Genomic DNA, 25,213 nt, shown 5'->3' on the forward strand with positions numbered 1-25,213 from the left:
CGGCCACCGGCCACCGCCGTCACTGGTAGACGCGGACGTAGTCGACGTACATCCGGGACGGGAACGGCGTCGTGCCGTCGACCGGTCCGGGGAAGTCACCGCCCACGGCCAGGTTGAGGATGATGTAGAACGGGTGGTCGTAGACCCACGGGCCGCGGGTCGACTCGACGGTGTCCTTGCTGGCGTAGAAGACGGTCTGGCCGTCGACCTTGAAGGTGATGCCGCGGCTGTCCCACTCGGCCGACCACACGTGGTAGTCGTTGGCGAAGTCGACACCGCCGGGTGCCGGATACTTCAGGCCGTAGCCGCCGGCGCCGTTGTACTGCGGAGCGTGCAGGGTCGAGTAGCCCTCCAGGGTGTTGCGGCCGAGCACCTCCATGATGTCGATCTCGCCGTTGTACGGCCACGGCCGCCCGGTGAGGAAGTCGGCGCCCATCATCCAGAACGCCGGCCACAGGCCGTTGCCCTTGGGCACCCTGACCCGGGCCTCGATGCGGCCGTACTGGACGTGGAACTTGTTGCCGGTGTTCATCCGGTGCGAGGTGTACTCCCGCCCGCCGGCGTTTTCCCGCCGGGCCTCCAGCACCAGCGAGCCGTTGCCGTCCATCGACACGTTGTCGTTGTTGGTGTAGTACTGCACCTCGTTGTTCTGGCCGGTGCCCGGGTCGATCGTCCACTTCGTCGGGTCGGGCTTGCTGCCGGCGGGTCCGTTGAACTCGTCGCTCCACACCAGACGCGTCGCCGGGAAGACCGGGTCCGGCGGCATCGGCGGTGGGGCGACGGGGTTGCCGCCGGTGCCGTACACCCGGAACTCGTAGAGCGAGTAGCCGTACGGGGTGGCCCGGGCGGTGCCGTACATCCGCACGTAGCGGCCGGTGCCGGTGACGTTGACGGTCTCCTTGAAGCCCCGGCCGGTGGTCGTCGAGTAGATCGTGGTCCAGGTGCTCGCGTTCGGCGAGACCTGGATCTGGTACGACGTCGCGTAGGCGGGATCCCACTGCAGCACGACCTGCGAGATGGTGGCGGTCGCACCCAGGTCGACGTAGATCCAGCCCGGATCGACCCAGCCGGTGGTCGAGCTGGTCGCCCAGCGGGTGGCCGGGTCGTTGTCGAAGGCCCGGGCCGGGACGCACTCGAAGCAGTTGACGTCACTCTGGTCGGTCGAGGCGACCCCGGGCTTCTGGTACGACAGCAGCCGGCTGCCGCCCGGCGGGGGAGTGGTGGGCGGGGGAGTCGTCGGTGGCGGGGTGGTCGGCGGCGGTGTGCCGGTGGTGCCGGTGCGGATCTGGAACTCCCACAGCGAATAGCCGTACGGGGTGGCGCGGGTGGTGCCGTGCACCCGGACGAACCGCCCGGTGCCGGTGACGGTGAGGTTCTGCACCCCTCCGGTGCCGTTCGTGGTCGTGTGGACGGTGATCCAGGAGTTGCCGTCGGCGGAGGTCTGGATCGTGAAGGCGACGCCGTACGCGGCCTCCCAGTTCAGGGTCACGCCGCAGATGGCCTGGGTGCTGCCGAGGTCGACCCGCAGCCACTGCGGGTCGGCGGCGGCGCTGGACCAGCGGGTGCCGGTGTTGCCGTCGACGGCCGCGCTGGCCGGGTAGGCGCCGGACTCGACCGAGGAGGCGAGTGCCGGCCGGCCCTGGGCGGCGTTGGTGGTGCCACAGCCGCCGGGTGCGCTGCCGCCGTACACCTGGAACTCGAACAGCGACACGCCCCAGACGGTGGCCCGCCTGGTGGCGTGCAGGCGTACGTAGCGGGCGGTGCCGGCGACGGTCAGGCTCTGCTCGCCGCCGGTGCCGCCGACGGTGGTGTGCGCGGTGGTCCACGAGGAGCCGTTGGTCGACAGTTGGATGGTGAAGTCGCTGGCGTACGCCGCCTCCCAGCGCAGCGCGACCCGGCTGACCGCGACCGGGGTGCCGAGGTCGACCTGGAGCCACTGCGGGTCGGCGGCGGCGCTGGACCAGCGGGTGCCGTTGTCGCCGTCGACGGCGGCGGAGGCCGGGAACGCGATCGACTCCGTCGACGAGGCGGTCGCCGGCCGGCCCTGCGAGAGCAGGATCTCCGCGGCGCTGGCCGTCACGGTGGTGACCACGACGTACCCGCCGAGCAGCGCGATCAGGGCGGCGGTCAGGGCGCCGAGCCGTAACCAGGTGGGGCGGGCGGGCCATCGGCCGGTCGGGGGCGGTGATGTACGCATGGCAGCTCCTCTGGACGGGGCGGGCTGTGTCGACCCGGTTACCAACCGATGACGACCGCATGAGAGAGCGCTCTCTTAATCGGACACTCTGAACCGTGTTTCGAGGTATGTCAATGCCTAGTCAAGGCTGGGGGAGCGCTCCCCGGCAAGATCAACTATGTTGGCGGCCGGTTCCCGGCACCGGGCGGAGTGGACTCAGGAGCCGTCGGGCAGTGCGGCCGAGCCGCCGGCGGCGTACGGGGAGCGGTCGGCCGTCACCAGCAGCGCACCGATCGTCAGCCCGGTCGCCGACCCGACGAGCGCGTACAGCGAGTCGGTGTCGGCCGAGTTGACCGGGATGCTGCCGGCCAGCGCGGTGAGCAACGTCGCGATCGGCGTCCCGAACATCAGCAGGAACATCCAGAAGAAGGTCAGCACCGGATAGCCGATGGCCAGGACGGCGATCGTCGCCCCCTGCGCGTCCCAGGCGGGCCGACCGGCGGGCCAGTGTGCGGACAGCAGCGACAGTCCGGCGAGCAGCATTATCCCGAGCAGCAGCGACGGGGCCCGCTCGTGCGGCTCGACGAGTCGTGTCCAGGCGAGGCCCGCGGCGCCGAGCGCCAGCACGGTCACGGCGAGTGCCAGCCGGGCGGGCGTCGCGGCGTCGGTCCCGTCCGGCACGGCCAGGCCGGCGGCGAGCGCGGCGCCGACGGTCAGCGCGAGCAGTATCCCGCTGACCACCAGCGCGGCCGGCGTGAGTGCCGGCTCGGTGTCGGTCGGAGACTCGATCATCGCCGCCAACGGCGTCAGGGCCGCCCCGACCGCGGCGACGGCGACCAGCGCCCGGCGGCGGGGACGGTGTGCCCGTCGCCGCTGTATCGCGGCGACGGCGCCCACGGCCAGGCAGCCGAGTGCCGCCAGCGTGCCGGCCGCCGGCCAGCCGGCGAGGTCGGACCGGTCGAGCACCACGTCGGCGCCGATCCAGAGCGCGCCGGCGGCGACGCCGGCCCGGGTGGCCCACCGGTCTCCGCGGCCCGCCAGGATCAGCCCGAGGGCGATCGCCACGACGGCCATGAACCGAAGGTCACGCACCCAGTAGGTGTTGTTCTCCGCGTACGCGTCCGGCCCGCTCGGCTCGGTGAGCGGCTGCAGCACCGCCAGCCCGATCGCCCAGCCGACCGCGGCCGCGGCGGCGACCACGACTCCGGCCGGCGACGCGATGCCGGCCAGGGGTGGGGTGTCGGCCGTGCCCCGCCATCCTGCGCGCACGCGTGGACCGTACCGCACCACGGCCCGGTCCGGGGGGCTCCCCATGGGCGGTGTCTCGTAGGACACGCGACACGCCGAGGCTAGATGTTGGGTGTGACTTTTGCAGGCCCCCTATATATGGTGTTGCACGCAGCTGGTTCGGCCGCCCATCCCGGGCGGTCGAGGCAAGAGGGAACCCGGTGCGAATCCGGGACTGCCCCGCAGCGGTAAGTGGGAACGAACGCCGTCACACGCACTGGGCGCCACCCGGCCACGAGCCGGGCCGCCTGGGAAGCGACGGCCGGTAGGCGAACGCGGAGACTCCGCGCCGGCCCACGAGTCCGAAGACCTGCCAGCGCACCGCGCACGCCCGTGCGCGGTGGTCCGAGGCCGCGCGGGACGGCCGACGCCATCGTGATTCTCGCCGGTCCGGCGGGTCCGTCGGTGTCGCCCGCGCGCCGCCACCGGACACGTTGGACCGAACTCGCGAGGAGAGTGTTGTGACGGTCACCGAGGTCGCCATGGCGCCGGCGGACGCCGGGGCGCCCGCTGCCAGGCGGACCCAGATGCAGGTACGCAAACGTAACGGCTCGACCGAGCCGGTGGACGTCAACAAGATCGTCCGGGCCGTCGACCGCTGGGCCGACGACCTGACCGACGTCGACCCGCTGCGGGTCGCGACCAGGACGATCAGCGGCCTGTACGACGGCGCCACCACCGCCGAACTCGACCGGCTGTCGATCCAGATCGCCGCCGAGATGATCGGCGAGGAGCCGCAGTACTCCCGCCTCGCCGCCCGGCTGCTCGGCGCCTACGTCGACAAGGAGGTACGCGGCCAGGGCATCGCCTCGTTCAGTCAGGCGATCCGGCTCGGCCACGCCGAGGGGCTGATCGGCGACGAGACCGCCGAGTTCGTCCGGATCAACGCCCGCAAGCTCGACGACGCCATCGACCACGACGGACACCTGCGGTTCGAGTACTTCGGCCTGCGCACCGTCTACGACCGCTACCTGCTGCGCCACCCGACCAGCCGGCTGGTCGTCGAGACGCCGCAGTACTGGCTGCTGCGGGTCGCCTGTGGACTGTCCACCAACCCGGCCGAGGCGATCGCCTTCTACCGGCTCATGTCGTCGCTGGCCTACCTGCCCAGTTCGCCGACCCTGTTCAACTCCGGCACCCGGCACACCCAGATGTCGTCGTGCTATCTCGTCGACTCGCCGCGCGACGAACTCGGCTCGATCTACGAGCGCTACGCCCAGGTCGCGCACCTGTCGAAGTTCGCCGGCGGGATCGGCATCTCCTGGTCCCGGGTCCGCTCGCGGGGAGCGCTGATCCGGGGCACCAACGGCAAGTCCAACGGGATCGTCCCGTTCCTGCGCACCCTGGACGCCTCGGTCGCCGCGGTCAACCAGGGCGGCCGGCGCAAGGGCGCCGCCTGCGTCTACCTCGAACCGTGGCACCCCGACATCGAGGAGTTCCTCGAGCTGCGCGACAACACCGGCGAGGACGCCCGCCGTACCCACAACCTGAACCTCGCCAACTGGATCCCCGACGAGTTCATGCGCCGGGTCGAGGCCGACGGTGTGTGGTCGCTCTTCGACCCCGACGAGGTGCCGGAACTGCCCGACCTGTGGGGTGACGAGTTCGACGCCGTCTACCGCGCCGCCGAGGCCGAGGGCCGCTACGTGCGCCAGGTGAAGGCCCGCGACCTGTACGGCCGGATGATGCGTACCCTCGCGCAGACCGGCAACGGCTGGATGACCTTCAAGGACGCCGCCAACCGGCTGTGCAACCAGACCGCCGAACCCGGCAACGTGGTGCACCTGTCCAACCTGTGCACCGAGATCATCGAGGTCTCCAGCGACACCGAGACCGCCGTGTGCAACCTCGGCTCGGTCAACCTCGCCGCCCACGTCGCCGGCGACGACCTGGACTGGCCGAAACTGCGGGCCACCGTACGTACCGCGGTCACCTTCCTCGACCGGGTCATCGACATCAACTACTACCCGAGCCCGGAGGCGGCGGCGAGCAACCCGCGTTGGCGCCCGGTCGGGCTCGGTGTCATGGGCCTGCAGGACGTCTTCTTCGCCCTCCGGCTCCCGTTCGACGCGCCCGCGGCCCGTGAACTGTCCACCCGGATCGCCGAGGAGATCTACCTCACCGCCCTGGAGACCTCCGCCGACCTCGCCGAGCGCGCCGGCCCGCACCCGGCGTACGGCCAGACCCGCGCCGCCCGCGGCGACCTCCAGCCCGACCTGTGGGGGGTCACCCCGACCCAGACCGACCGCTGGGCCGCGCTGCGCGAGCGCGTGTCCCGCTGCGGTCTGCGCAACTCGCTGCTCGTGGCGATCGCCCCGACGGCCACCATCGCCTCGATCGCCGGCTGCTACGAGTGCGTCGAGCCGCAGGTGTCCAACCTGTTCAAGCGCGAGACGCTGTCCGGCGAGTTCCTCCAGATCAACACCGCGCTCGTCGGCGAGCTGAAGGCCCGGGGCCTGTGGACCGAGCCGGTGCGGGCCGCGATCCGCCGGGCCGAGGGCTCCGTGCAGGGGATCGCCGAACTGCCCGGGGACGTCCGCGAACTCTTCCGCACCGCCTGGGAACTCCCGCAGCGGGCACTGATCGACCTGGCCGCCACCCGCTCGCCGTACATCGACCAGAGTCAGTCGCTCAACCTGTTCATGAGCGCGCCGAGCATCGGCAAGCTCAGCTCGATGTACCTCTACGCCTGGAAGTCCGGGCTGAAGACGACGTACTACCTGCGGTCGCGGCCGGCGACCCGGATCCAGCAGGCGACCGTCGCGGTCACCCGCCCGGACGCCGTCGCGCCGTCGACCGTGATCGCGCTTCCCACCGACGAAGCGCTCGCCTGCTCCCTGGAGAACCCCGAGTCCTGCGAGGCCTGCCAGTGACCACCGAACCCCGTACCCCGATGCTGCTCGACCCGGGCATGGACCTGACCCTGCGGCCGATGCGCTACCCGCACTTCTTCGACCGGTTCCGCGACGCGATCAAGAACACCTGGACCGTCGAGGAGGTCGACCTGCACTCCGACCTCGCCGACCTGGCCCGGCTCTCACCGGCCGAACGGCACCTGGTCAGCCGGCTCGTGGCGTTCTTCGCCACCGGCGACACGATCGTCGCCAACAACCTGGTCCTCAACCTCTACCAGCACGTCAACTCCCCGGAGGGCCGGCTCTACCTGTCCCGGCAGCTCTTCGAGGAGGCGGTGCACGTCCAGTTCTACCTGAACCTGCTCGACACGTACGTGCCCGACGACGAGGAGCGGTTCGCGGCGTTCGCCGCCATCGAGAACATCCCGTCGATCCGGCGCAAGGCCGAGTTCTGCTTCCGCTGGATCGACTCGGTCTTCGCGCTGCGTGAGCTGAGGACCCGGGAGGACCGGCGGGCGTTCCTGCTCAACCTGATCTGTTTCGCCGCCTGCATCGAGGGCCTGTTCTTCTACGGCGCCTTCGCGTACGTCTACTTCCTGCGCTCGCGCGGCCTGCTCAACGGCCTGGCCTCCGGCACCAACTGGGTGTTCCGCGACGAGTCGATGCACATGGCGTTCGCGTTCGACGTCGTGGAGACCGTACGCCGCGAGGAACCGGACCTGTTCGACGACGACCTCGCCGAGCAGGTCCGGCAGATGCTCGCCGAGGCCGTCGAGTGTGAGGTGCAGTTCGCCGAGGACCTGCTCGACGGCGGGGTGTCCGGGCTGTCGCTGCCGGACATGCGCGAGTATCTGCAGCACGTCGCCGACCGCCGGCTGGCCCAGCTCGACATCGCCCCGCTCTACGGCTCGTCGAACCCGTTCGCGTTCATGGAGCTGCAGGACGTGCAGGAGCTGTCGAACTTCTTCGAGCGGCGCGTGTCGGCGTACCAGGTCGGGGTGACCGGCACCGTCACCTTCGACGACGACTTCTAGCCCGGTCGGCGCCGGCCGCGTCCACGGGGGCGCGGCCGGCCGCGGAGGCGGGGCCTAGCCGGAGGCGCGCAGGTTCCTGCCGTCGCGGCGGCGCTCCTGGACCATGCCGACGAGGTCCTCCCGGGCCCGGGCGACCCGGGACCGGATCGTGCCGACCGGGCAGTCGCAGACCTCGGCCGCCTCGGCGTAGCTCAGCCCGGCGATCTGGGTGGCGACGAACGCCTCGCGCCGGTCGGCGGGCAGCGCGTCGAGCAGGTCTCGCAGCACGATCTCGTCCTCGAACCGGTGCGGGACGCCGCGGGCCAGGGTCGCCTCGGCGGCGTGTTCCCAGTTCTCCAGCGCGGCGACCCGGGGTCGTACGGTGACCGCCCGGACGTGGTCGACGGCGACCCGGCGGGCGATCGACAGCAGCCAGGTCTTCGCCGACGACCGGCCGGCGAACCGGGGGAGTGACTTCATCGCCCGCAGGTAGGTCTCCTGGGCCAGATCCTCGGCCTCGGTGGCGTCGGTGAGGTGGCCGAGGAAGCGGATCACCTGGTGCTGGGTGGCCTGGATGAACGACGACGCGGCCGCCCGGTCGCCCCGGCCGGCGGCCAGCGCCCATCGGGTGATCTCGTCGTCGCTGTCCGGCGTGTGCATGGGGAAAGGCTAGCCCCCTGATCCGGGCCTGGACAGGTGCACCCTGGTGGGAACCGGCGTGACCCGCCGTCCGACTATGGGGTGATGGGGTGCGATGAGTGTCGCGAGGCGCTGTCAGCCGGCCTGGATGGCGAGGACGGTCCGGTCGAGCGGGGGGCAGCTGACGCACATTTGGACATTTGTCCGCAATGTCAGGAATGGTATGACAATGCGGCATTGGTGACTCGGCTCGCCCGTACCGGCGCGGTGCCGGTCACGTTCACGGTCGACGACGCGGTGCTGGCCGCCCTTCCGGCGCGGCCCACGGTGCGCGCGAGCGCCGGGCGCCTGCTCGACCGGGTACGCGGGCCGGCGGCGGTGCCGCTCCGGATCGCGCTCGGCGTGCTCGGACTGGCGCAGTTCCTGCTCGGTGCCGCGCAGATCGGCGGGCTGACCGCGGCCAGCCACCTGCACGGCGTGGCCGGCGTCGAGGGTGCCAACCACCTGTGGCACGAGTCGGCCGCCTGGAACGTCGCGCTCGGCGCCGGCTTCGCCTGGATCGCCCTGCGCCGGGTACGGCCGACCGGCATCCTGCCCACCCTGACCGCGTTCGTGGTCGTGCTGACCCTGCTCACCACCGACGACCTGATCGGCGGTCGGGTCGAGTTCACCCGGGTGCTCAGCCACAGCCTGATCGTGCTCGGCTTCCTCGTCGTGCTGGCCCTGTCGCGGGTGCTGCCGGACCCGGGCACGCCACCGGTGCGCCGCCCGGACCGCGGCCGCTGGCGGGCCACCTTCGACGACGTCGCCGAGCCGGCCGAGCCGGCCGAGCCGGTGCCCGGCCTGCGGATCGTACGCGCGGCGCCGCCCGCCCAGGCCACCGCCGACACCCGTCGCGCCGCATAACCGGACGCGCGGAGACGTCTTCGGGAGGGCTGACCGCCGTACGTCAGGCCGGGCGGTCGGGGTCGCGGCCGGACCGGCGGGCCAGCTCGGCCAGCATCCGGTTGTACGCCGCGTGCGCGTCGTCGACCCCTTCGGCCTCGGCCCGGTCGGCGGCCCGGTCGAGGCGCCGCTGTTCCCGTTCGTCGGCGCGCATCCACTGCCGCAGCAGCGCCAGGATGACCAGCAGCGCCGGCACCTCGCCGAACGACCAGGCGATGCCGCCCGCGGTGTGCTGGTCGTCGAGCGGTGACGGTCCCCAGGGGCGCGGCAACGCGGTGAACCACTCCGGGGCCAGCAGTGTCGTCGACTGCATGATCGCGACACCGAGGAAGGCGTGCAGCACCATGCTGATCAGCACCAGCAGCATCCGCAGCGGCGGCGTGGGGCGGGGCCGGGGCGTCGGGTCGACCCCGATGACGATCCAGAAGAACAGATAGCCGGCGGCGAGGAAGTGACCGACCATGAACAGATGCATGGCGTGCGACCGCAGCGCCAGGTCGAACAGGCCGGTGAAGTACATGACGTACATGCTGAAGACGTAGATCGGCAGGGCGACCAGTGGATGTGACACCGCCACCGCCCACCGGGAGTGCATCACCGACACCAGCCACTCGCGGGGCCGGGCCACGCCGGGTCTACCGACGGGGGCAGGGCCCGCAACGCGAGGGTGACCGGGCCGGCCAGCACCAGCAGGATCGGGGCGACCATGGTCAGCAGCAGGTGCTGGGTCATGTGCATGGAGAACAGCACCGGGGCGTACCGGGCCAGCCCGCTGGAGGTGGCCGCGACGATCACCGCGCAGCCGGCGAGGAACGCGGCGGTCCGGGCCACCGGCCAGGCGTCGCCGCGCCGGTGCAGCTTCCACACCCCGGCGACGTAGAGGCCGGCGGCGGCAGCGGCGAAGGTGATGAAGAGCGGGTCGGGCAGCCACTGGCCGATCAGCCGGCCGGCGGTCAACTCGGCCGGCATCGGGAAGCCGAGCAGCGCGGTGGCGAGGTCCTCCTCCGGCACGTCACCGGTCGGGGTGGGGGTGCGGCCGAGCGCGACCGCGGCACCCATCGCCGCGCCGAAGAGCAGCACCTCGACCAGCGCGACCCGGGCGAACGTCCGCCGGTCGCCACGGTCGAGGGCGGGCAGCGCCGCGCGGCGCTGCCACCAGCCGGCGGCGACCAGGGCGAGCAGCAGCAGGGTCTTGAGCACCACGATCTGCCCGTACCGGGTGCCGAACACGTCGCCGGGGCCGGCGAGCCGGACCCCGGCCGACAGCAGGCCGGACAGCGCGACGGCGGTGACGCACCAGGCGGCCAGCGGCGAGAACCGGCGTACGGCGACCGGCAGGTCCGCCGAGCGGGACCGGCCGGCCAGCGCGAGGGCGAGCAGCCCACCGGCCCACAGGGTGACCGGCACCACGTGCAGGAGCAGCGACGATACGGCGAGTTGATGGTCGCTGGCCGCGGCGGCGTGCCCGGTGAAGACCGGCGGCACCACGGCGAGTACGGCGACGGCCAGCGCGACGGTGGCGCCGGCCGGTCGCAGGCCGATCCGGCCGAGCGCGAAGACCGTGCCGGCCAGGGCCGCGGAGACGGCGAGCGCCTTGCCGAGGTCGACCGAGGTGGCGAAGTTGATCAGCGAGGTCGTCGACACGGCCCGGGAGACGGGCTGCCCGAGCAGGTCGGACAGGGTGAGGCAGAGGCTGGCGACCGTGCACAGGCACCAGGCCAGTGCGGTCCAGCCGGCCAGCCGCAGCCGCCGGTAGCCGATCGCGGACAGTCCGCCGTCGGAGCGGGGGGACAGGACGACGGCGGCGAGCAGCAGGCCGATGGTGGCGACGGCGGACACCTGGGTGCCCAGCCGGGCGACGGGCAGTCCCCAGGCGGTCAGCGGCCCGGGGTACGGCAGTCCGGGCAGCGCCTCGTCGACGACCGCGCCGCCGTACCCGAGCAGGAGCAGCAGCGCCGCCAGGGCCGCCGTGCCGCCGGCCAGCACGATCGGCCAGCGGCGACCCGAGCCGGCCGGCGCCGGGGCCAGATCCGGCCGCGGCGGTGCGAGCTCGGTGGTCATGGACGGCCGCGCCGCATCCGCCGGACGCCCAGCGCGACCACGACGGCGATGAGCGCGATCGCGGCGGCGGCCAGCGCGACGGCCGTACCGGAACCGCCGCCGCTCTCGGTGACCGAGGCCGCGTCGACCGCGGCGTCCGTCGCCGGGGCGGACGCGGTCCCGGTCGGGGCCACCCCGGCCGGTTCCGGTCCGGCGACGGTGAACGGGTACGAGCCCTGCACGGGGTGCCCGTCCAGCGAGACGACCCGGTAGGCCACGGTGTAGGCGCCACCGGCGAGCGGCGCGGCGAACGTGACCGTGCCCCGGTTGCCGGTGATCTCCGGCGTCCCGTCGGACACGGTCATGCCGGCGGCGTCGGTCACCACGATCGCGGTGTACCGCGGGTTGAGCGGCTCGACGAACTCCAGCACGACCTGCTGCGGCGCCGCGTCGAGGGTGCTGTTCGGCGCCGGTTCGGCCGTGGTGAGCTGGTTGTGTGCCCACGCCGGGCCGGCCGGCAGGGCGAGGCCGGCGATGAGCGCCAGCGCGGTCGCGGCCACCGCGGCCAGGACGCGTGCCGGCGCCGTACGGCGCGGCCCGCGGTGCGGGTGGGAGGTCATCGGAACTCCATTCACGGCTTCAGCCGAGCAGTTGCTGGCCGATCCAGCCACCTTCGGCGCAGCCCGGCGGGATCGCGAAGACCGCCGACCCGATCGGCGTGGTCCACTCGTTGAGCAGGTCCGACTCGGCGAGTCGCTGCTGGACGGGAAGAAACTGCCGCGCCACATCCGCCTGGTATGCGGCAAATATCATACCGCTGTCGGGCTGGCCGGCGGCGTCGGGTTGCCCGTCGTAGTTGTAGGGCCGGCGCAGCATCCGCAGCTCCTCGTCGGCCACGTGCGCCCGCGCGACGTGCGAGAACTCCGGGATGACGGTGAACCCGGTCGCGTCGGTGGCGGTGAAGTCGGGCGGATCGTGCTCGGCCGTACCGGTCAGCGGGGCGCCGGTGTCGAGCCGGCGCCCGACGGCGAACTCCTTGCCGGCGCGCCCGAGCAGGTCCCAGGTCTCCAACTCCAGCCGGATCCGGCGGATCACCACGGTGGTGCCGTCGCGGAACCAGTCCGGACCGCCGGTCGCCCAGACCGCCGGACCGAAGGTCGCGTCACCGGCCGCCGGGTTGGTGGTCCCGTCGAGCTGGCCGAGCAGGTTGCGCTGGGTACGGCCGTCCGGTTCGACGCCCGCCCCGCGGCGGAAGCCGCGCTGGGTCCAGCGCGGCGTGCCGAAGGCACGGGCGTCCTTGACCAGCATCCGCTGCGCGTGCGCCACCGTGACCGGATCGTCGGCGCAGAGCTGGATCAGCAGGTCGCCGCCGGACCAGCGGTCCTCCAGCCGGTCGATCGGGTACGCCGGCAGCGGGGCGACCGACGGCGGCCGGCGGTCGTCGAGCCCGGCGGCCAGGAACAGTCCCGGCCCGAACCCGAAGGTGACCGTGAGCCGGGCCGGCAGCACGGCGAGTTCGGGTTCGGTGTCGGCCAGGGCCGGCTGCCCGCGGGTGAGCCGTACGGCGTCGTCGGTCAGCAGCCGCATGAGCCGACCCAGCGCCGCCCGGTCGGTGCCGGGGGCCAGGTCGAACGCGAGGAAACTGGCGTGTGCCTGCGGACTGGTGGCGACGCCCGCCTGGTGCGGGCCGTGGAACGGCTCGACGGCCGTACCGGGGTCGACGGCGACCGGCGTCGTGGGTGCCGGGGCGGCGCGGCCGGTGGCGGCGGCGGTCACGGCGGCGCCGGCCACCGCGCCACCGGCGGCGAGCGCGCCGCCGGTGAGCAGGTGCCGCCGGCTGACCGGTGCGGAGAAGGCGGCCATCTAGCCGGCGTGCGGGCTCGGGCTCGGGTCGCCGCCGTGCCCGGGGGCGTAGCTCTCCTGCGCCCCGGCGAACGGCTTCGCCAGGGCGGTGAACCCGACGGTGCGGCCGTCGCCCAGGGTGAGGGTGATCTCGACCTCGTCGCCGGCCCGGACCGGCTGGCTCAGTGCCATCAGCATCAGGTGGTCGCCGCCGGGTTCGAGCACGTGGCTGCCGCCGGCCGGCACGGTGATGCCGTCCGGCTTGGCGCGCATGACCATCGCGCCGTCCTGCATCGCCATCTCGTGCAGTTCCATCGGCGAGACCGGCGTGGTGGCGCCGACCACGGTCACCGGCGCGTCCGACCCGTTGACCAGCGTGCCGAACGCCGCGGTCATGCCGCTGTCGGCGACCTTGACCCAGGGGTCGCGTACGGTCAGCGCGGCCGCCGTCCCGGGCGTGGCCGGGGCGTCGGGGTCGCCGGCCGCCGCGTCGTCGGCACCGCAGCCGGTCAGGGCCAGCAGGGCGAGTACGGCTATGCCGGCACCCAGCCGGGCCGCCCACGCCGGCCGCCGGGCGAGTACGGGGATCCGCGCCATTCTTCTTCCTCCAACAGTGTCTGTGCCCTGGTGGTCGGCTGTCGGCGGCGGCTGGTTCCGGCCGGCGGGAAAGTCAAGCCGTGACGCGCGAGACTCCATCGTGGATGATCGATGGGGGCTTCCGGTGGCCGTACCGGATCGGCCCGGGCGTTCCGTCGCGCCCGTCCTCGGGGCCCCGGACTGGGGAGGGCACCCGTGGCACACATCGATCTTGGCGTGGACGAGCGGAGCTACCCGGGGATCAGCGGCCCGATGCGCTACCGCCCGGAGACCGCCAAGCCCCTCAACGACCTGGTGAACGTCCTGCTGCGGGGTGAGCACCCGTTGACGCCCGGCGAGCGGGAGCTGATCGCGGCGTACGTCTCCGGGCTCAACGAGTGCGAGTTCTGCTGTTCCTCGCACTCGGCGTTCGCCGCCGTGCAGCTCGACGAGGGGATGGCCCTGGTCGACCGGGTCCGGGCTGATCTGGACTCGGCGCCGGTCAGCGAGAAGCTGCGGGCGCTGCTGCGGATCGCCGGCGCGGTGCAGGAGAGCGGCCGGAAGGTGACCGCCGACCTGGTGGCGGCCGCCCGTGCGGAGGGTGCCACCGATCTCGAGATCCACGACACGGTGCTGATCGCGGCGGCGTTCTGCATGTTCAACCGCTACGTCGACGGCCTGGGTACGGTGCCGGCCGCCGATCCGGCGGCCTACCTGCGCACCGCCGAGCGGATCGCCGAGTTCGGCTACAGCTCCTGACCTCGATCGAAGTACACCCATGCAGGTACTTGTCTAATCGACCAACATCATTGGAGGATACTTTCGCCCGGCCGACCCGGTCCCGGGTGCCGCGACGGCGCGGCGGAGGTCGGTGACGTGCGGGGATCCCGCCGAGGTGCCGCACCGGTCGTGCGCGCGGCAGCGTGCCCGATCGAAGGAGCACCATGGACACTGCCCGCACCACCCGGCTGTCGCGCCGTATCCTGTTCGGCGTGCCGGCGCTGATCGCGGCGGCGGCCGCCGCCGTCGGCCTGACCGGCCGCCCGGCGCAGGCCCGCCCCCGGGCCGTGGAGTGCGTCGCCGACCTGATCGAGACGGTCTGATGGCCACCGTGCCCTGGCTCGCCGACGTCCTGCGTGGCGCCGGCGTCCGGGTCGTCGAGCACGGCAACTGGCAGGCCCGGATGCGTCCCGGCGCCTTCGACCCGATCGGGGTGCTGTGGCACCACACCGCCGCGACCTCGAGCCCCACCAACCCGCATCCGGCGCTGAACATCTGCATAAACGGCCGGCCCGACCTCGCTGGCCCGTTGTGCCACGCGCTGGTCGACTACCACGGCGTCTTCCACCTGATCTCCGCCGGCCGGGCCAACCACGCCGGCGTGAGCCGCGGCAGCGGCCCCATCCCGGCCGGTGACGGCAACACCCTCATGATCGGCTGGGAGATCGACTACAACGGTGTCAACCAGCAGATGACGCCGGCGCAGTACAACGCCTCGGTGGCCGCCACCGCCGCCGTACTGCGCCGGCTCGGACGGGACGCCAACCACGCCCGGGGGCACCGGGAGACCAGCACCACCGGCAAGATCGACCCGTCGTTCATCAACCTGGACACGATGCGCGCCGACGTGGCCGCCCGGATGGCCGGCGGCGGCACCGCCCCGGTGTCCGGCCAGGCCTACCTCTACGGCGACCAGCAGCACCTCGTCGCGGTCGGCACCGGCGGCGCGCTGGTCAACCTGTCCTGGTCGCCGTCGACCGGCATCATCCGGCCCGAGTGGGGCGGCGCCCCGCTGACCGGCCGGCCGGTCGGCTACGTGCACAACGGGCAGCAGCACGTCTTCGCCCGCGGGACCGACAACACGCTGCGGCACTGGTGGCAGAGCGGCGGCGGCGCGCCGGGGCTGGACAACTGGGGTGCCGTCGGCCGGGTGATGTCCAACCCCACCGGCTTCGCGTACGGCAACCAGCAGCACGTCTTCTACCGCAATCCGGACGGGCTGCTGGAGCACAAGTTCTTCGATCTCGTCAGCGGCCAGGTCAGCGGCGGGGTGTGGGCCGGCGGACCGTTCGTCGGCAACCCGTACGCGTTCGTGCACAAAGATCAGCAGCACATCTTCGCCCGCAACGCCGCCGGCGGGCTCATCCACTGGTTCTGGTGGCCCGGCATCAACCCGAGCACCGACAGCTGGGGAATCACCTCGGGCATCGCCTCCGACGTCACCGGCTTCTCCACCCCGACCCAGCACCACATCTTCTACCGAAACACCGGCGGCGCGTTGCAGCACCGCTTCTTCGACGACCCGTCCGGCACCCTCAACGGCGGCGTATGGGCCGGCGGCACCTTCGCCGGCAACCCGCACGCCTTCGTCCACCGCGACCAGCAGCACATCTTCGGCCGGCGGGCGAACGGCGACCTGGCGCACTGGTTCTGGTGGCCGGGTATCAATCCGAGCAGCGACGACTGGGGCGCCCGCGGGGTGGTGGCCGGCGATCCGGCCGGCCTGACCACCGGCGGTGGTCACCACGTCTTCTACCGCACCAACAACGGCACCCTCGAACACCGCGTCTTCCACGACGCCGCCGGTCATCTCGCGACCGACAACTGGGGCGGCTCGCTCGCCGCCTGACCACCGGCGAGTCCGGCCGATCCGGGCCGCCGCCGCGGTGGCGGCGGCCCGGATCGGCCGGACGGCGCCGGGATCCCTACCGTCGGTCAGGTATCCGACCAGCCGGGTCTGTCCCGACACACCGATGTGGCATTACCCCCGCCTCCCGCGGCCGACGACAATGGAACGAGGTCCGGTCGGCAACGGAGAGGCGGCGTCTGTTGAATGAGATGAGCATGCTGGGCCTCGGCTCCGCCGCCCAGGCCGCCGCATCGATCTTCAACACCCGGGCCCAGATCGCCGCCGCCGCCCAGGCCCGCACCGCCCAGCACCGGTTCGAACGCGCCCAGGCCGCCGACCGGTTCGGCCACGAGCGGCAGCTCGAGGCCGTACGCGAGCTGCGCCAGCGCGACCTGGCCGAGTTGGAGGCCCGGCTGCGCCGGGAGAACACCCTGCTCGCCATCCGTGACAAGACGGTGTTCGACACCTACCCCCTGGAGGAGGGGCCGGGACACCTGCGCCAGAGCCTCAGCCTGCTCTCCCCGGACCTGTCGGCGCTGCCGCTGGTGGTGCTGCTGCCCCGATTCCACGGAACCCCGGAACCGCACTGGGCCGGCCTGAGACAGGCGGTCGCCGACGCGCTGCGCCGCCAACTGTCCGCCGACGGCCTGGTCCTGCTCTACGACGCGATGCGGCCGCTGTCCTGGCCGCACGCGGGCTTCTACTGGAACGACCTCTACGGCATCCCCACGATGATCGTCCAGGTGGCCTTCGCCCGCGACACCCTCGACGTCAGCCTCGGCGGCTGCCACCTGCGCCCGCGGTCCGACGCGCCGGCCGAACCGATGCGCAGCGTCTACCGGCACCGGCTCGCCCGCCCCGGCCACTGGACCGAGGAGACGATCGCCGAACTGAACGCCTCTGTGCCGGCCGGCTACCGGCTTGCCATGCCGGAGACCGAGGCCGACCGCGTGGGCGTCAACATCGAGGTCGCGGCCCGCTCGGTCACGGCCGTGGCGACCGCCGCCGTCGACGCCTACTACCTCGGAAACCGGGCCCGCTACCGGCAGCGTTTCGACGGTTCGGTGGCGATGCTCGGCCGGGCCGCCCTGCCGGAGTGGCCGTACGACCTCGGCGTGGCCATCGACCAGGTCGTCGACCCCGCCTTCCATCTGCTGCACGTCGCCGCCCGCCAGCTCGACCGCGGCCGCTCCGACCTGGCGCTGGCAACCGTACGCGAGTCGCTGGCGGTGCTCGTCCACCCCGACTACGCGCTCGTCGGCGCACCGTATCCGGGGCTGAGCCAGTCGGCGGCGGCGGTGGCCGGCACCGACGACGAATACCGCGCCCGGCTCGCCGCTCTGCTCGACGCGATCGCGGCCCGGGCCGCCGAAGACGGCGCCGACAAGCTCGCCGCCGAGGTCGCCGAGATCACCACGGCGGTGCGGGATGCCTGAGCGTTCCCTCGGCGAGCTGCTGGACCAGCTCGACACCTGGGTCATCCTGCTCCCCGTCGTGCCGGAACCGGTGCGTGCGGGCACCGTCGCCGCCCGCCGGGCGTACGAGCGTGGCCACCTGGTCGTCGCCGGTGCCGAGGGTGCCGGCAAGTCCACCCTGATCAACGCCATGCTCGGTGCCGACGTCGCCCCGATCTCCGCGTACGACCCGGGCACCGTCGCTCCGGTCCACTTCCGGTACGGCACCGACCCCACCCCGGCCTACCGGGTGGTCCACCGGACCAAGGGCGGGGGACAGGCGACCGCCGAGGTCGACCGGGCCGGGTTCGACCGGTGGCTGCTCCAGGAGCACAACCACGACAACGAGCGCGGCGTGCTGCGCGGCGAGGTACTGCTCGACCATCCACTGCTGCGCGACGGGCTGCAACTGGTCGACCTGCCCGGCGTGCACGGTGTGTCGCCCGAGGTCGCCGCCGAGACCCGGGCCCACCTGGCCGGCACCGCGTTCACCGCGGTGCTGCTCACGCCGGGCCGCACCAGCATGGCGACGCTCGTCGGCATCGTCGAGGAGTTGCGGGAGAGCCGGCACGACGTACGGCTGGCCGCCGTGGTCAGCAACGAGTTCGACCCGACCCCGCTGCGCCCGGAGAACATCGAGAACCACCTGCTGCTGCGCCGTCGCGCCGTACGCGAACTGCTGCTGCGCCGGCTGCCCGACGGCGCGCTCGGGCTGACCGCCGACGACGTCTTCGTGCTGCACCTGCCGACCTTCGCGGCCGGCGCCGACCGGTCCGCGGCCGCCCCCGAACTGCTCGGTCAGTGGAAGGCGTTCAACGAGGCGGTCGTCCGGCACGTACGGCACAACGGGCTGCTCGTCACCACCGGGCTGTGCCGGCGGGTCGTACACGAACTCGACGCGGCGCTCGCCGACCGGGCGGCCCTGCTCGCCGACGTCGCCGCCGGGCGGATCGACACCGCCGACCTGCGCGACCGTGCCGTGCGGGCCCGGGCCAGCGCGGTCGCCCGCGCGCGGGAGGCGGCGCGCCGCGCCGAGCAGGACTCCCGTGCCGCGGCCTGGCGGTCGATCAAGCTGGTCGCCGAACGGGAGGTCAAGACGGTGACCGACCTGCTCGATCGCATCGAGAGCCGGGTGTCGGGGCTGCTCAACCTGCCGGTGCCGGAGGCGGAGCGGATCGAGAAGGAGATCAGGGCGGCCCTGGACTCCGCCCAGAAGGCGATCGACAAGGCGTTGGTCGCCGCCGACCGGGAGTTCGCCGCCCTGCTGGCCGACATCCACCGTGCGGCGATCCGGCAGTTCGCCGCGGAGGTGCCGGTCGCGCAGATGCCGCCGCCACCCGGGGTGTCCGCCGCCGAGGGCGTGTCCGCCGGCTCGTACCGCTTCGACACCTTCGTCCAGGGGGTCCGGGAGCTGTTCGTCGACGGCACCCTGGGGGGCTTCGTGACCGGCCTCGTCGCGGTGGCGATGCCCGCCACCTGGGTGTTCTCCCTCGTGCACTACGGGATGGGCGGCAACCGGGGCGAGATGCTGCGGGGAATCCGTGATCTGCGGAAGAAGGTCCGGGAAAACCTCTCCACCGCCGAGGGCGGGTCGCTGCACAAGCCGTGGCGCACCAACCGCGAGGAGATCGTCGACAAGTTCGGGGCCCGTCTCGACACCGAACTCAAGCGGCTCGGCGCCGAGACGGTCGAGCGCAAGCCGGCGACGGTCACGGCACTGGACCGGCAGCGCGAGGAGATCGAGGCCGCCCGGACCGAGATCGCGCCGTGGTCCGGGCGGCTTTCGGCAGAGCCGGATCAGTAGTCGACGGAGACGTTCCCGCCGTACCCGGTCGTGTCGGTGCTGACGCCGTTCTCGATGGTCCGGACCTCCTCACGGTAGACCTCGGCTTCCATGCCGAACTCGCTCGGGCCGGTGGAGCCCTCAGGTAGCCACGAGTCCGGGTAGTCGACCTTCACCTCGCCGCCGTACGCGTCCCGTTCGGTCGCGGTGTCGTCGACGACCGAGGTCGTCTCCCGGTTGTAGAAGCCGGCGTCGAAACTGAACGACGATTCGTCCTTCGGCGGGGTCTCATAGTAATCGGTGCTCGTCTGAGACGTCTCGTAGTCGCTCATCACGTGCCTCCCCGGTCGTCCGAATGCTGTGTCAACGGTAGCGCCGCGACGCATTCCCAGCTTGAGCACGTACCGTAGGTTTGGTGATCAACTTTGCGAGTGGTGTCGCCTTCCGGCATGGCGCCCGTCCAAGCGGGGTAGTGCGCGTCGCGGGAGGTAGACCAGATGCTTGAGATCAGTACCGGGGTTTGGCTGCTCACGATCGGGGTGATCGTGGCGCTGCTCGCCCTCGACCTGGCGATCGCCGCGGCGAAGCCGCACGCGGTCGGGTTCCGGGAGGCGACTGCCTGGTCGGTGTTCTACATCGCCGTCGCGATCGTCTTCGGCCTCGTCTTCATGAGCCAGGCCGGCACCGACTTCGGTGTGCAGTACTTCGCCGGTTACCTGGTGGAGAAGAGCCTGTCGGTCGACAACCTCTTCGTCTTCGTGATCATCATGACGACGTTCGCCGTACCGGCCGAGCACCAGCACAAGGTGTTGACCTTCGGCATCATCATGGCGCTGATCCTGCGGGCGATCTTCATCGTGGTCGGCGCGACCCTGCTGAGCCTCTTCACCTTCATGTTCCTGCTCTTCGGGCTGCTGCTGATCTGGACCGCGGTCCAGCTCTTCCGGCACCGCGACGAGGATCCCGACGTGCAGGAGAACGGCCTGGTCAAGCTGACCAAGCGAGTGCTGCCGGTGACCACCGACTACGTCGGCGGCCGGCTGACCGTACGGCAGGACGGCCGCCGCATGGTCACCCCGCTGTTCATCGTGCTGATCGCCATCGGCAGCTCCGACCTGCTCTTCGCCCTCGACTCCATCCCGGCGGTCTTCGGTGTGACCGAGGAGGCCTACATCGTCTTCACCGCCAACGCCTTCGCGCTGCTCGGCTTGCGGGCGCTGTTCTTCCTGGTCAAGGGCTTGCTGGACCGGCTGGTCTACCTCTCCACCGGCCTGTCGGTCGTGCTCGCCTTCATCGGCGTGAAGCTGGTGCTGCACTGGGGCCACACCATCTGGGACTGGGTGCCGCAGATCGAGACGGTGTTCTCGCTCGGCGTCATCGTCGTGGTCCTGGCCGTCACGACCGTCGCCAGCCTCGCGAAGACCCGGCGTGACCCGGCGGCCAAGGCCCATCCCGGCGCGCTGAAGGCGACGAAGAACCCGCCGCAGGAGGCCCCGGACGAGGAGCCGGAACCGCGGAGGTAGTCATCGAAGTTCGTCCTTGTCTCATGGTCATTTTCTTCCTAAGGTGAATATCCTTCTGAAGAAAGGTGCCACGATGAGAGCACGAACGGTACTGACCAGACTCGCCACCGTCGGCCTGCTGTCGGCCGCCGCGGCGGTGCTTCCCGCCGCGGCGGCCCAGGCCGCGCCCACCGGCTGCACCACGTACGCGAACCTGGGGACCGGCTACGCCACCTGCACCGGTGGCACCGGCGAGGTCCGCGTGGTGATCCACTGCGTCAGTGTCTGGGGCGACGAGACCGTGCGTAGCGGCCCCTTCGTCCCGGTGGGGCAGACCTCCGCCGTCTCCTGCCCCTCGTCGACCTGGTCCCTGCAGCCCGACCCCTGGTACGTCACCCGGGGCTGACGTTCCCGGTCCGGGCCCGCGCCACCGGCGCGGGCCCGGACCTCAGTTCCGCCCGCAGGTCCCCGCGAGGCGGCAGGCGACCTCGTCGGCGACCCGCCGGTGCAGTTCCGCGAGTTCGGCGTCGGTCAGCCCACCGAGATCACCCGACGGCACCCCGCCACCACCCGGTGCACCGGCGTCGCCGTACGCGCCGCCCGGCCCGCGGCCGTCGCGGTCGGCGACACTCCCGCAGCGGATCTCCGAACCGTCCGCCCGCTGCAGGCACGTCGCCTTGTCGCCGGAGAGGTCACCGGCGCCCGACGCCCGGTAGAGAATGTTCTGCCCGGTGCCGAGCGTCGCCGCCCAACCGTCGCCGCCGGTCGGCACCACCTCGTAGACGTTGATGTTCACCCAGTTCGGGATGTCCTGGTAGTCGGCCCTGATCCGGTCCACGATCGCTCCCGGCGACACCCAGACCGGATCGAGCCGGTGCACCGTCACCGGCGCCAGGCCCAGCCCCGCATGCCGTGCCGGCACGACCGACACCACCGATATCGCGGTCGCCGAACCCCGCCCGGCCATCGGGGTCACGTAGACCGGCCGCCGGCCGTCCGCCGTCGCCAGGGTGAACTCGGCGTCGTTGCCGGCGTTGGTTCCGTCGTCGGGAACCTGCCAGCCGACCCGCCCGAAGAACCAGTCCGCGAACGAGCCCATCGCCCCGGTCGACTCGCGTTGCCAGCCGGCGATGCTCGACGGATAGGACGGCCCCGGTATCCCGGCGGTGTCCGTGGTGAACGTCAACGCCCCGGTCGCGCCGTCGTACAGTGCCACCCCCGCCGGCTTCTCGACCACCACCCAGACACCGACCTGCCGTTTGAGCGGCACCACCACGACCGGCCGGTCACCGTCGCAGTAGGCGTACACGTCGTCGCCGTCGAACCGCACCCACCGGCGCTCGGATGAGATCTGCCGACCCAGGTTGTGGCCGAACCAGCCCGACACCCGGCGTGTGGCGTGTTCCCGGTCGAACTGGCACTTCTGGTCGGTCGCGCCCCGCCCCTGCAACGGGATCTGCTGGGTGAACGCCACCTCGTAACCGGCGAGCCAGCCGCGCCGGTCGACCAGGGTCGCGAACCGGTCCACACCCGGCAGGTAGCTGGTGCCCGCGATCTCACCGGTCGTGTCACCGAGATTCGGCCGGGCCTGCGCCACCCCCACCTGGTACGGCGCCCGCGGCTCCAGCCCCGGGACCGCGGCGTCGACCACCTCGACCTCGGCCAGGTAGGTCCGGTCCTGCTCGTAGAACGTGTGCAGCATCCACCAGCCACCGCCCGCCAGGCCGAGCACGCCGGCCAGGAGCGCGACCCCGGTGCGGTAGCCGCCGTACAGCGACGACGCCAGCGTACGGGCGGCGAGGTAGGTCGCGACCGCGACCGCGAGCGCGGCGAACAGCGGCAGCCCGCCGCGCAGTTCCCAGACCAGGATCGTGCCGTAGTACGGCGCCAGCACCAGCCAGAGCCCGCCCAGCCCGAGTGCCACCACCGCCCCGATCCCGAGCACCTTCGCCGACGGGCGGCCCGATGTGGACCGCTTCGTCCGGGCCGCCGAACGACCGCCGGCGTTCCGCCCGGACCGGCGGGACCTGTTCCTCCGCGACGTCATGGCGTCGTTCCTACCACGATCACCGGTCGCTCCGACCGTGCCGGAGACGCCCGGCCATCCCCGAAACACCCCCTGGAACGCCCACTTCGTCGGTCTGCCGCTGCCGCCGGCCACCGGCCAGTGTGGACGCACCGTGCGCGACCGGCGACCTGGACGGGAGAAGATGGGAAGCTCCGACGCCCGGCCGCCCCGTGCCGCCCGGCGCGCGGGTGGCCCGGGGCCCGACGACGTACGCCACCCGCTCGCCGACGATCTCTTCCGGCTGGCCCACCACCACCTGATCGGCCGGCCGCTGCTGCACCCCCGGGCCACCGCCTACGGGCTCGCCTCGGCACTGCTGGCCGAACTGCTCTACACCGGCCGGATCACCGTCCACCACGGCGACGTGTACGTCCTCAGCACCGAACCCCCCGCCGACGGCCTCACCCACACCGTCCTCGACCAGCTCACCGCCGAACGCGGCGCGCACCCGGTCGGCACCTGGCTGGCCTACCTGGCCGGGAGCGTCGTGGAGCGGGTCGCCGGCCGGCTGCACCAGGCCGGCCACGTCCGGCGGGAGACGTCCCGGCTCCGGGTGCCCCGGACGGTCACCTGGGTGCCGGTCGAGCCGACCACCGCCGGCTGGCCGTCGGCCCGACTCGCGATGGCGCTGCGCGGCGGCCGCCGGCTCGACCCCGCCGACCAGGGCCTCGCGGCACTGACCTGGGCCACCGGTCTGGACCGCCACGTCCTCGACGGCGCACCCGCCAGGGCCCGCGACAACCTGCGCGCCCTGGTCGACCACGGCTGGCCGCCGATGGCCGAACTGGCCCGCCTGACCCACGCGGCGATCGGCCGCTCCGTGACCACCTACCGAACCTGACCCCACCACCCCTGGAGCACACATGCCGACGACGGCACCCCCGCACAGCCCGGTCATCCAGGCACTGGCCCGCAGCCGGCTCGGCGTACCGGCCGTGACCGCGTTCGTGCTGGCCGCCGCCGCGCCACTGACCGTGGTCGCCGGATCGGCCGCCACCGGATTCGCGGTCACCGGTTTCGTCGGGGTGCCGGTGGTCTACCTGACCGTCGGCGTGCTCCTGGCCGTCTTCTCGGCCGGATACGTCGCCATGGCCCGACACGTCCGGCAGGCCGGCGGCTTCTACACGTACGTCACCCTCGGCCTCGGCCGGGTGCCCGGCGTCGGTGCCGCGCTGGTCACCCAGCTCGGCTACAACTGCCTCCAGATCAGCCTGTACGGCGCGTTCGGCGCCGTCGCCGCAGACCTCGCCCGGGCCGGTGGGTGGCACCTGCCGTGGTGGCTGTGCGCCGGCGCCGCCTGGGCCCTGGTCGCCGTGCTCGGGCTGCGGTCGGTCCGGGTCAACGGCCGGGTCCTCGGCACGCTGCTGGTGCTCGAACTCGCGGTCGTCGTGGTCTTCGACCTCGCGATGGTCAGCCACCCGGCCGCCGGCGGCGTCACCCTCACCGCCCTGTCCCCGGCCCACCTCGCCGACCCCGGCGCAATCGCCATCCTGGTCGGCGGCCTCGCCGGGTTCGTCGGATACGAGGCCACCGTCGTCTTCGCCGAAGAGGTCCGCGACCCGCGCCGCACCGTGGCCCTGGCCACCTATCTCGCGCTCGGCCTCATCGCCACGCTCTACGCGCTGTCCACCTGGGCGATGACGGTCGCCGCCGGCCCGGCACACGTGGTCGCCGCCGCCCGCGAACACGACGCCGACCTGTTCTTCGCCCTCGCCGCGCCACACCTGCCGGCCGCCCTGGTCGACCTCGGCCGGCTGCTGCTGTTGACCAGCCTGTTCGCCGCGCTGGTCGCCTTTCACCACATGATCGCCAGGTACACGTTCTCGCTCGCCCGCGAGGGGCTGCTGCCCGCCGCGCTGGGCCGTACCGGGCGACTCACCGGGGCACCGGTGCACGGCTCGCTGCTGCAGAGCGGCCTGGCCCTGACCGTTCTCGGGATCTTCGCCGGCGCCGGCCTCGACCCGATCCGGCACCTGTTCTTCACCGGCGGCGTCACCGGTGGCCTCGGCGTACTCGTCCTGATGGCCGCCACCAGCGTCGCCGTGATCGGCTACTTCGCCCGGGACGGGCGCGGCGAGCCCGTCTGGCGGCGGGTCACCGCCCCGACCGTCGCCGCCGCCGTACTCGTCACGGTCCTGGTCGTCACCGTAGCCGGGTTCGGCGCGTTGCTCGATCTGCCGGGGGACTCGCCGCTGCGGTGGCTGCTCCCCGCCGGCTACGCGGTGGCCGCCACGGCCGGGGCCGGCTGGGCGCTGATCCTACGGGCCACCCGACCACGGGTGTACGCGGCGATCGGGCTCGGCCCGGACAGCGCCACCGTCGTGGCCGCCACCCCGTCCGGCGCCCGCCGGCCCGACCCCGTCCGCGCCTGAACCGCCCCGAGACCCGACCGACCAGCGAGGAG

20 protein-coding genes, 1 pseudogene and 1 riboswitch are annotated in these 25,213 nt (G+C 72.5%); of the genes and pseudogenes, 12 read left to right on the forward strand and 9 right to left on the reverse strand.

Features of this window, described 5'->3' with window-relative positions:
* Nucleotides 1–19 precede the first annotated feature (19 nt).
* Nucleotides 20–2,197, reverse strand: a complete 2,178-nt coding sequence (locus tag Prubr_RS27960; RefSeq protein WP_212817874.1) for a discoidin domain-containing protein — start codon at nucleotides 2,195–2,197, stop codon at nucleotides 20–22.
* A 195-nt stretch (nucleotides 2,198–2,392) separates the two neighbouring features.
* Nucleotides 2,393–3,445 carry a hypothetical protein gene (locus Prubr_RS27965; protein WP_212817875.1) on the reverse strand — a complete coding sequence of 351 codons (1,053 nt, stop codon included), beginning with the start codon at nucleotides 3,443–3,445 and terminating at the stop codon, nucleotides 2,393–2,395.
* Nucleotides 3,446–3,562: 117 nt separating this feature from the next.
* Nucleotides 3,563–3,795: riboswitch (cobalamin riboswitch) on the forward strand.
* Nucleotides 3,796–3,945: 150 nt separating this feature from the next.
* Here Prubr_RS27965 and Prubr_RS27970 point away from each other — a divergent pair.
* Together Prubr_RS27970 and Prubr_RS27975 are read left to right on the forward strand one after the other, a co-directional pair.
* Nucleotides 3,946–6,336 (forward strand): ribonucleoside-diphosphate reductase subunit alpha, encoded by a 2,391-nt coding sequence (locus Prubr_RS27970; protein ID WP_212828631.1) that lies wholly within the window; start codon nucleotides 3,946–3,948, stop codon nucleotides 6,334–6,336.
* Nucleotides 6,337–6,356: 20 nt separating this feature from the next.
* On the forward strand, nucleotides 6,357–7,352 hold the full coding sequence (locus Prubr_RS27975) for a ribonucleotide-diphosphate reductase subunit beta (protein WP_212828634.1): 996 nt from the start codon (nucleotides 6,357–6,359) through the stop codon (nucleotides 7,350–7,352).
* 54 nt (nucleotides 7,353–7,406) lie between these two features.
* Here Prubr_RS27975 and Prubr_RS27980 read toward each other — a convergent pair whose 3' ends face one another.
* The gene (locus tag Prubr_RS27980) at nucleotides 7,407–7,991 is read right to left on the reverse strand and encodes a sigma-70 family RNA polymerase sigma factor (protein ID WP_212817876.1); all 585 of its coding nucleotides are present in this window, start codon (nucleotides 7,989–7,991) and stop codon (nucleotides 7,407–7,409) included.
* 84 nt (nucleotides 7,992–8,075) lie between these two features.
* Here Prubr_RS27980 and Prubr_RS27985 point away from each other — a divergent pair, with 84 nt between their 5' ends.
* A complete protein-coding gene (locus Prubr_RS27985) occupies nucleotides 8,076–8,876 on the forward strand; it encodes a zf-HC2 domain-containing protein (RefSeq protein WP_212817877.1) in 801 nt (266 codons plus the stop codon).
* A 43-nt stretch (nucleotides 8,877–8,919) separates the two neighbouring features.
* Here the strand turns inward: Prubr_RS27985 and Prubr_RS27990 are convergent.
* From Prubr_RS27990 to Prubr_RS28005, 4 genes and pseudogenes are all read right to left on the reverse strand, one after another.
* Nucleotides 8,920–10,976, reverse strand: a pseudogene (locus tag Prubr_RS27990) (bifunctional copper resistance protein CopD/cytochrome c oxidase assembly protein).
* Nucleotides 10,973–11,575, reverse strand: coding sequence for a copper resistance CopC family protein (locus tag Prubr_RS27995; RefSeq protein ID WP_212817878.1), 603 nt, complete (start codon nucleotides 11,573–11,575; stop codon nucleotides 10,973–10,975). The pseudogene Prubr_RS27990 and the gene Prubr_RS27995 overlap by 4 nt, the downstream one beginning before the upstream one ends.
* 19 nt (nucleotides 11,576–11,594) lie before the next feature.
* Complete coding sequence (locus Prubr_RS28000; RefSeq protein ID WP_212817879.1) at nucleotides 11,595–12,818, reverse strand: Dyp-type peroxidase; 1,224 nt, start codon at nucleotides 12,816–12,818, stop codon at nucleotides 11,595–11,597.
* Nucleotides 12,819–13,394 carry a copper chaperone PCu(A)C gene (locus Prubr_RS28005; RefSeq protein WP_212817880.1) on the reverse strand — a complete coding sequence of 192 codons (576 nt, stop codon included), beginning with the start codon at nucleotides 13,392–13,394 and terminating at the stop codon, nucleotides 12,819–12,821. It lies immediately after the preceding gene.
* 195 nt (nucleotides 13,395–13,589) lie between these two features.
* Here Prubr_RS28005 and Prubr_RS28010 point away from each other — a divergent pair, with 195 nt between their 5' ends.
* From Prubr_RS28010 to Prubr_RS28030, 5 genes are all read left to right on the forward strand, one after another.
* A complete protein-coding gene (locus Prubr_RS28010; RefSeq protein ID WP_212817881.1) occupies nucleotides 13,590–14,132 on the forward strand; it encodes a carboxymuconolactone decarboxylase family protein in 543 nt (180 codons plus the stop codon).
* Nucleotides 14,133–14,317: 185 nt separating this feature from the next.
* Nucleotides 14,318–14,476 carry a hypothetical protein gene (locus tag Prubr_RS28015; protein ID WP_212817882.1) on the forward strand — a complete coding sequence of 53 codons (159 nt, stop codon included), beginning with the start codon at nucleotides 14,318–14,320 and terminating at the stop codon, nucleotides 14,474–14,476.
* Complete coding sequence (locus Prubr_RS28020) at nucleotides 14,476–16,002, forward strand: N-acetylmuramoyl-L-alanine amidase (RefSeq protein WP_343221513.1); 1,527 nt, start codon at nucleotides 14,476–14,478, stop codon at nucleotides 16,000–16,002. The genes Prubr_RS28015 and Prubr_RS28020 overlap by 1 nt, the downstream gene beginning before the upstream one ends.
* A 209-nt stretch (nucleotides 16,003–16,211) precedes the next feature.
* Nucleotides 16,212–17,438 (forward strand): hypothetical protein, encoded by a 1,227-nt coding sequence (locus Prubr_RS28025; protein WP_212817883.1) that lies wholly within the window; start codon nucleotides 16,212–16,214, stop codon nucleotides 17,436–17,438.
* Entirely contained in the window at nucleotides 17,431–19,260 is a 1,830-nt protein-coding gene (locus Prubr_RS28030) for a dynamin family protein (protein WP_212817884.1), read from the forward strand. The genes Prubr_RS28025 and Prubr_RS28030 overlap by 8 nt, the downstream gene beginning before the upstream one ends.
* On the opposite strand, the gene Prubr_RS28035 is transcribed toward Prubr_RS28030, so the two are convergent.
* On the reverse strand, nucleotides 19,254–19,640 hold the full coding sequence (locus Prubr_RS28035) for a hypothetical protein (protein WP_212817885.1): 387 nt from the start codon (nucleotides 19,638–19,640) through the stop codon (nucleotides 19,254–19,256). The two genes, Prubr_RS28030 and Prubr_RS28035, sit on opposite strands and share 7 nt — an antisense overlap.
* Before the next feature lie 96 nt (nucleotides 19,641–19,736).
* Here Prubr_RS28035 and Prubr_RS28040 point away from each other — a divergent pair, with 96 nt between their 5' ends.
* Nucleotides 19,737–20,762 carry a TerC/Alx family metal homeostasis membrane protein gene (locus Prubr_RS28040; protein WP_212817886.1) on the forward strand — a complete coding sequence of 342 codons (1,026 nt, stop codon included), beginning with the start codon at nucleotides 19,737–19,739 and terminating at the stop codon, nucleotides 20,760–20,762.
* Between the two features lie 73 nt (nucleotides 20,763–20,835).
* Complete coding sequence (locus Prubr_RS28045; RefSeq protein WP_212817887.1) at nucleotides 20,836–21,147, forward strand: hypothetical protein; 312 nt, start codon at nucleotides 20,836–20,838, stop codon at nucleotides 21,145–21,147.
* A 42-nt stretch (nucleotides 21,148–21,189) separates the two neighbouring features.
* Here the strand turns inward: Prubr_RS28045 and Prubr_RS28050 are convergent, their stop codons facing one another.
* Nucleotides 21,190–22,686, reverse strand: coding sequence for a hypothetical protein (locus Prubr_RS28050; protein WP_212817888.1), 1,497 nt, complete (start codon nucleotides 22,684–22,686; stop codon nucleotides 21,190–21,192).
* Between the two features lie 22 nt (nucleotides 22,687–22,708).
* Here Prubr_RS28050 and Prubr_RS28055 point away from each other — a divergent pair, with 22 nt between their 5' ends.
* Both Prubr_RS28055 and Prubr_RS28060 read left to right on the forward strand, forming a co-directional pair.
* On the forward strand, nucleotides 22,709–23,650 hold the full coding sequence (locus Prubr_RS28055; protein ID WP_212817889.1) for a GOLPH3/VPS74 family protein: 942 nt from the start codon (nucleotides 22,709–22,711) through the stop codon (nucleotides 23,648–23,650).
* Between the two features lie 22 nt (nucleotides 23,651–23,672).
* Nucleotides 23,673–25,181 (forward strand): APC family permease, encoded by a 1,509-nt coding sequence (locus tag Prubr_RS28060; protein WP_212817890.1) that lies wholly within the window; start codon nucleotides 23,673–23,675, stop codon nucleotides 25,179–25,181.
* Nucleotides 25,182–25,213 lie beyond the last annotated feature (32 nt).

This window comes from Polymorphospora rubra (assembly GCF_018324255.1).
In the GTDB taxonomy this organism is placed as follows: Bacteria; Actinomycetota; Actinomycetes; order Mycobacteriales; family Micromonosporaceae; genus Polymorphospora; species Polymorphospora rubra.

What these genes read in the sequence shown, in the direction of transcription:
- Prubr_RS28060 (WP_212817890.1), top strand. Translation starts at nt 23,673, where the DNA reads ATGCCGACGACGGCACCCCCGCACAGCCCGGTCATCCAGGCACTGGCC.
- Prubr_RS28030 (WP_212817884.1), top strand. Translation starts at nt 17,431, where the DNA reads ATGCCTGAGCGTTCCCTCGGCGAGCTGCTGGACCAGCTCGACACCTGG.
- Prubr_RS28045 (WP_212817887.1), top strand. Translation starts at nt 20,836, where the DNA reads ATGAGAGCACGAACGGTACTGACCAGACTCGCCACCGTCGGCCTGCTG.
- Prubr_RS27980 (WP_212817876.1), bottom strand. Translation starts at nt 7,991, where the DNA reads ATGCACACGCCGGACAGCGACGACGAGATCACCCGATGGGCGCTGGCC.
- Prubr_RS28000 (WP_212817879.1), bottom strand. Translation starts at nt 12,818, where the DNA reads ATGGCCGCCTTCTCCGCACCGGTCAGCCGGCGGCACCTGCTCACCGGC.
- Prubr_RS28015 (WP_212817882.1), top strand. Translation starts at nt 14,318, where the DNA reads ATGGACACTGCCCGCACCACCCGGCTGTCGCGCCGTATCCTGTTCGGC.
- Prubr_RS28020 (WP_343221513.1), top strand. Translation starts at nt 14,476, where the DNA reads ATGGCCACCGTGCCCTGGCTCGCCGACGTCCTGCGTGGCGCCGGCGTC.
- Prubr_RS27975 (WP_212828634.1), top strand. Translation starts at nt 6,357, where the DNA reads ATGCTGCTCGACCCGGGCATGGACCTGACCCTGCGGCCGATGCGCTAC.
- Prubr_RS27970 (WP_212828631.1), top strand. Translation starts at nt 3,946, where the DNA reads ATGGCGCCGGCGGACGCCGGGGCGCCCGCTGCCAGGCGGACCCAGATG.
- Prubr_RS27995 (WP_212817878.1), bottom strand. Translation starts at nt 11,575, where the DNA reads ATGACCTCCCACCCGCACCGCGGGCCGCGCCGTACGGCGCCGGCACGC.
- Prubr_RS27960 (WP_212817874.1), bottom strand. Translation starts at nt 2,197, where the DNA reads ATGCGTACATCACCGCCCCCGACCGGCCGATGGCCCGCCCGCCCCACC.
- Prubr_RS28040 (WP_212817886.1), top strand. Translation starts at nt 19,737, where the DNA reads ATGCTTGAGATCAGTACCGGGGTTTGGCTGCTCACGATCGGGGTGATC.
- Prubr_RS28005 (WP_212817880.1), bottom strand. Translation starts at nt 13,394, where the DNA reads ATGGCGCGGATCCCCGTACTCGCCCGGCGGCCGGCGTGGGCGGCCCGG.
- Prubr_RS27985 (WP_212817877.1), top strand. Translation starts at nt 8,076, where the DNA reads ATGGGGTGCGATGAGTGTCGCGAGGCGCTGTCAGCCGGCCTGGATGGC.
- Prubr_RS28025 (WP_212817883.1), top strand. Translation starts at nt 16,212, where the DNA reads ATGAGCATGCTGGGCCTCGGCTCCGCCGCCCAGGCCGCCGCATCGATC.